At 71.9% G+C, this 6,238-nt stretch carries 4 protein-coding genes; 2 read left to right on the forward strand and 2 right to left on the reverse strand.

The genetic code is table 11. The features are described 5' to 3' along the window. Positions 1-74: 74 nt before the first annotated feature. Both J3P38_RS10965 and J3P38_RS10970 read left to right on the forward strand, forming a co-directional pair. The gene (locus J3P38_RS10965) at positions 75-3,098 is read left to right on the forward strand and encodes a M12 family metallo-peptidase (protein WP_210503561.1); all 3,024 of its coding nucleotides are present in this window, start codon (positions 75-77) and stop codon (positions 3,096-3,098) included. 171 nt (positions 3,099-3,269) lie between these two features. After that, positions 3,270-4,796, forward strand: coding sequence for a S8 family peptidase (locus J3P38_RS10970; protein ID WP_210503562.1), 1,527 nt, complete (start codon positions 3,270-3,272; stop codon positions 4,794-4,796). A 100-nt stretch (positions 4,797-4,896) separates the two neighbouring features. On the opposite strand, the gene J3P38_RS10975 is transcribed toward J3P38_RS10970, so the two are convergent. Beyond that, a complete protein-coding gene (locus J3P38_RS10975; RefSeq protein ID WP_210439777.1) occupies positions 4,897-5,121 on the reverse strand; it encodes a DUF2188 domain-containing protein in 225 nt (74 codons plus the stop codon). Between the two features lie 473 nt (positions 5,122-5,594). After that, positions 5,595-6,238: HNH endonuclease signature motif containing protein (locus J3P38_RS10980; RefSeq protein ID WP_210503563.1), on the reverse strand; the 644-nt coding region annotated here is incomplete at its 5' end.

The raw sequence follows: 6,238 nt of genomic DNA on the forward strand, positions 1-6,238 counted from the left end.
TCCGGGTGCACCCCGTGTCCCTCCGATCACTTACGGTTCAGCTTCCGTCCCACCGTGAGAAACCCGAGGACTGCATGTCGCGTCTGCTGCGTTCCCTGTCCGTGCTCATCGCCGTCGTGCTCGCACTCGCGGGCCTCCAGGCGCTCACCCTGTCCGGCTCCGCCTCCCCACCGGACGGCTACTGGACCGCCACCGACGCACGCCCCGGCGGTGACCGGGGCGCCGTCGAGCGGCGCGTGGAGCCCAGGCGCTACGCCGCCTTCACCCTCGACCGGGCCGGGATCCGGGCGGTCCTGGACCGGGCCCCCGGCGAGGACGCCGCCCGCGACGCCGACAGCGCAGGCGCGGTCGTCGCCGTCCCGGCGCCCACCGGCGAGCTGATCGACTTCCGCGTGCACGAGGTCGCGGTGATGGAGGCCGGGCTGGCCGCGCGCCACCCCGAGCTGAAGACGTACGCCGGACGTGCGGTCGGGGACCCGACGGCGACGATCCGGCTCGACCTCACGCCGATGGGCTTCCACGCCTCGGTGCGCGGCTCCGGTGACCGCTCCGCGTGGTACGTCGACCCGGCGTGGAACGGCGACGACAGCCTCTACCTCTCCTACCGCCACGGCGACCTGCCCCGCACCGACCGCGGCCTGGTCGAGCCCGAGATCGACCTTGACGAGCTCGACGCGCACGACCACGACGAGCACGGCCGGCAGGCGGGCACGAACCTGGCCGAGGCCCCGGGCGCGGAGGTGTCGCTGCGGACCTACCGCCTCGCGCTGGTCACCGACCCGTCCTACGCCACCTACTTCGGCACCGAGAACGTCCTGGCCGAGAAGGTGACCCTGATGAACCGGGTCAACCAGATCTACAACGACGACATGGCGATCCGGATGCTCCTGATCGACGAGACCGACAAGCTCAACCTCGACACCCCGGCCAAGGCCACCGAGCCCAACGGCCCATGTGGCGCGCAGCCCTGCTTCACCGTCGCGCAGTTCGAAGCCGGCTGCACCGGCGCCCTGCTCAACCGCAACCGCATCGTGCTCGGCCAGCTCGTCGGCGCCTCCGCGTACGACGTCGGCCACATCGCGCTCGGCGTCAACGGCGGCGGTGTCGCCGGCCTCGGCGTGATCGGCGGCGACGGCAAGGCCCGCGGCTGCACCGGCCTCCCGACGCCCGAGGGTGACTACTTCGCGGTCGACTACGTCGCCCACGAGATCGGCCACCAGTTCGGCGGTCCGCACACGTTCAACGGCACGCAGTTCAACTGTGGCGGCAACCGCGGCGGCTCGCCGTACGAGCCGGGCTCCGGCAGCTCGATCATGGCGTACGCCGGCATCTGCCAGCAGGACAACCTCCAGCCGCACAGCGACCCGTACTTCTCGCAGCGCAGCATCACCGACATCAGCAACACCGTCACCGCCACGCGCGCACCGATCAACGAGGTCCAGAACGTCTCGCTGCGTGGCTTCGACACCGACGGCGAGTCGTTCGTCCTCTCGTTCAACGGGCAGGAGACGGCCCCGATCGTCCGCGGCACCAACTACAACGTGGCCGGCATCGACCTCGCCATCGAGGCCGTGACCGGGCTCGGCAGCGTGGAGGTGCGCAGCTTCGGCGGCACCAGCACCACGACGCTCGACGACACCGGCTTCGAGGTGCGCTTCAACGGAGCGCCGTACGCCGGCACCGACGTGGCGCAGCTGGGCCTCACCCCGCGCTCCGGCGACGTCACCGGCTTCGTCGGTGAGACCGCTCAGGGCGGTCCGCAGGAGAACGGCGGCTACACGGTCACCCCGTCGGGCAACCGCGCTCCCGTGGTCACCGCTCCGGAGGACAAGGCGATCCCCTACCGCACGCCCTTCGCCCTGACCGGTGAGGCGACCGATCCGGACGGCGACGCGCTGGTCCACATCTGGGAGCAGAACGACCGAGGTGGCGCCGCCGGCACCGCGCTGGGCGACCAGGTCAAGCGGGACGGCCCGCTGTTCCGGATCTTCGGCACTTACGCGCCGGTGACCCCGGCGGGGGCGCTGCAGATCGACTCGCCCGGCGAGAACCACGCCACGGGCAACCCGACGCGGGTCTTCCCCGACATGGCGCAGATCCTCGAGAACAACACCAACGCCAACAACGGGGTCTGCCCGCCGATGCCGCCGGCGCCGCCGAGCGGTGGGGCGACCAACGTGCCGGTGCCGGTGATCGAGTGCTTCGCCGAGTGGCTGCCGACGGCCGACTACGTGGGCGCACCCGCCGCTCCCCAGTTCGGGTTCCCGGGCAACAACGAACCGTCGCTCAACTTCCGGTTCACCGCTCGTGACCTGGCTCCCGAGGGTGGCGGCTACTCCTACGACGACGTCAAGCTCACGCTCGCCAAGACCCCCGGCGCCGACGGTGTGGCTGGCACGGCGGACGACGTGCCCATCGGGCCGTTCCGCGTGACGTCGAAGGCCGCGACCACGGCCGCCGCCGTGGCCGGACGCACGGAGACGATCTACTGGACGAACAACACCGCGGCGCTCTCGCCCAACGTGAGGATCAGCCTGTCGCTCGACGGCGGTCGAACCTTCCCGAGGGTCCTGGCGGAGAGCACGCCGAACGACGGCAACGCCCAGGTGACCTGGCCGGACGTGGAGACCACGACGGCGCGGATCAAGATCGAGGCGGTCGAGAACTACTTCTTCGACGTGAACGACGCCGACATCACGATCATCGACAAGTCCGGGTCCGACCCGGTCCCGCCGACCACCACCCCGACCCCGACGCCCACCACGCCGACCACGCCGCCGGCGGACAAGGTGGCGCCCAGGATCGCGACCAAGGTGGTGAAGCCGCTCGAGGTCGGCACCCGGGCGAAGCTGCGGGTGACGGTGCGGGCCAAGGGCGTCGTCCCGTCCGGCACGGTGAGGATCCGTCTGCGGGGCGCCGGCGAGAAGGAGTCCTGGACGAAGACCCTCACGGTCCGCGGCCGGACGCGCGTCACGCTGCCGGCGTTCGCACGCACCGGCAAGGTCCGGGTCGTCGTCCGGTACCTCGGAGACGACGCGGTGCGGGCGGGTCGCAAGACCATCAGGTTCGCGGTGGTGGATCGCAGCACCGTGCGATGACGTGAACCTTGCGAGGGGCCGCCGTTCCGAGGAACGGCGGCCCCTCGTTCCGTGTCCGGAGGCCCGGCGGCGCGCCACCGCCCTGGGGGTACTAGGCACCCGGTCGATCCCGGGACAGGATGTCGGCGGCGCCACCCGCGCCCAGACATCCCCTCGGGAGGAGAACCACCCATGCCCCACCCCATCTCTCGGCGGCGCCACGCTGCCCTCGCGACCGTCGTCGGCCTGACCACGGCCCTCGCGACGCTCGCCGGAACGGGCGGCGCCGCCACGGCCGGCGTCGACGACGTACCGTCCACCCCCGTGCCGATCAGCGCTCCCGACGGCACCGTGATGAGCTACGTCCTCAACGCCGAGGTCGCCAACCCCGGCCAGACGCGCCTGCTCGAGCGCGCCGTCCGGCGCGCGGACGGCGTGGTCGTCCAGTCGTGGCCCCAGATCGGCGTCGTCGTCGCGCACTCCGACCGCTCGGCCTTCCGCACCACGGTGCGCGACGCGGCCGGCAACGCGCTCGAGTCGGTGGGCGCGACCCGCACCGTCGGGGTCTCCGAGGGCACCCCCGAGGGCGTCGCGGCGCCGTGGGGACCGGGCGCGTCGGACTACAAGAGGCTCGACCGGAAGGACGACCGGGGCGACGTGGGCAGCGAGCCCACGACGGTGACGCCGGAGCCGCGCGAGGTCGAGCAGTGGGACATGCGCATGATCAAGGCCGACCAGGCCCACCGGATCAACGACGGCGACCGCGACGTCCTCGTCGGCGTGCTCGACAGCGGCATCGACGCCGACCACCCCGACCTCGCCGCGAACATCGACGAGGAGAGCTCGGTCAACTGCAGCGACGCCGGCCGGCCGGACCGCTCCGCCACGGGGTGGCAGCCGACCACCAGCGACCACGGCACGCACGTCGCCGGCACCATCGCCGCGCCGCGCAACGGCATCGGCATCGTCGGCGTCGCCCCGGGTGTGCGGATGGCCTCGGTCAAGGTCGTCAACGACGACGGGTTCATCTACCCCGAGTACGCGGTCTGCGGCTTCGTCTGGTCCGCGATGCAGGGGATGGACGTCACCAACAACAGCTACTACGTCGACCCGTTCATGTACTACTGCGAGGACCAGCCCGACCAGTACGCCGCCAAGGAGGCCGTCCGGCGCGCGGTCGCATGGTCGACCGACAAGGGCGTCGTGCACGCTGCCGCGGCAGGCAACGCCGCCACGGACCTCGCGACCAACACGACCGACACCACGAGCCCCGGCGACAGCACCCCGATCACCCGCACGATCAACGAGGGGTGCCACGACATCCCCGCCGAGCTCGAGGGCGTCGTGACCGTGTCCTCGATGCAGCGCTTCCCGGCGGGCACCGACGAGAGCCGCCTCTCGAGCTTCTCCAACCGCGGGCTCGGCGTCATCGACGTGGCGGCCCCCGGCTCCTCGATCCTCTCGACGATCGTGCGCGACAACGGGTACGGCCTCAAGAGCGGTACGTCGATGGCCTCGCCGCACGTCGCCGGGGTCCTGGCCCTCATGAAGTCGGCCCACCCGGGGCTCACGCCGGCCGAGATGGTCGCGCGGCTGCGGGCGCAGGCAGACGACAAGCCGTGCGGCACGACCACCGCGGGCGCGGCCTGCGTCGGCACCCCGGAGAACAACAGCTACTTCGGTGAAGGCGTCGTCGACGCCCTCGACGCCGTGAGCTGACCAGGGACGACAACCACACAGGGCGGCCCCACCGGAGCACCGGTGGGGCCGCCCTTTCGTGCACGGGCGCCGCTGTCGCGGCCGGCGCTGTGGCCCCTGGTCAGCCGGGGATGTTGCGGGGGTCGTGGCCGTAGGTGCTGCGCTGGTGGATCGTGCCGTCGAGGTTGCGGACGATGTGCTCGACCTTCCTCTCCCGGGCCTCGTCACGACCCACCTGCACGGCCTCCTCCTTGCGGTCGTACTCCCCGGGAAGGTCCTCCAGGGCCTCGATGCGATTGCGCCACGTGCCGTCCGAGTGGTACGTCTCGACGTCTCCAGCAGGCATTGGTGCGTCCTCTCCGGCGGCGCGGCCGCCCTCGTCCTCGTCCCGGTCCTCGGGGCGAGCACGTACCCGCCGCCGGGTCCGACGATGTGGCGGTGCTGCGCATGCCGCGACAGAAGCCGGTCCCCCAGCGCCGGATCCCGGGCGCCGACAGCGACGCGCAGCCACAGCACGTTCCCGCCCTACGCGGAGCTCCTTCGCTACGAATAAGGACTCACGAGCTCGACGGCCTGACGACTTCCGGGCACGCTTTGGGGCCGTCCTCGCAGCCTCCGAGGATTCTGACCGGGGCTCCCACAGACCGAGCGGTGCGGTGAAGCGGCACGAGGCGCTGGCTCCGCTTCGCCCGGCGGGTGCGGACCCTGCACCGTCGGAGCACGCACAACCACGACGAAGCCAGCGCCGTGCGGTCTAACGGCATCCCGGACGTGCCACCGGCCCCGCCGGGTGATGCTGTGGCGGGGTGTGGGGCGGTGTCATGGTCGGCGGGGTGGCGGGACACCGGGCTGATCGGATCCTTCGGGTGGCTCGATCCGACTCGTGCCGGTGTGGTCGCGTCGGTAGTGGTGGCCGTGGGGGCTGGTCCACTGGAACGCTCCTGGTTCGACTGCTCGGTAGTGCCAGGCGGTGTGGGTCTTGAGGCGGTGGTGGGTGCGGCACAGGGCGGCGAGGTTGTGGGTCGCGGTCGGGCCGGGTTGGGGTCGGCCGCCTGCGTCTGCGTCGGCGTCTGGGTCGGCGTGGTGGTCGTAGGCGATGACGTGGTCGATGTCGCAGCTGCGGGCGGGTCGGCTGCACCAGGGGAAGACGCAGGTGCGGTCGCGCAGGATGACGTGTTCGCGGATCCGGTCGGGGATGGCATAGCCGGGCGCGGTGAGGTCGGTGTTGAGGTCGATGACCGGTTTGACGGTGACCTTGGTGCGGGTGTCGGCGCACCAGCTCTTGACCTGGTCGAGCAGCAGCAGCCGCTGGCGCTCCTCGAGCCGGCCGGTGGGCCCGAACACCGTCTCGCCGTCCGGGGTGGACGCCGCCTGGAAGTGGGCGTGCAGCACCACCTCCCGGGCGACGGGCAGCCCATCCCCGCCCCGCATGCCGGCAACTCCCGTCGTGCCGTGACCGACGG

The sequence above is a fragment of the Nocardioides xinjiangensis genome, from assembly GCF_017916455.1.
GTDB lineage: Bacteria > Actinomycetota > Actinomycetes > Propionibacteriales > Nocardioidaceae > Nocardioides > Nocardioides xinjiangensis.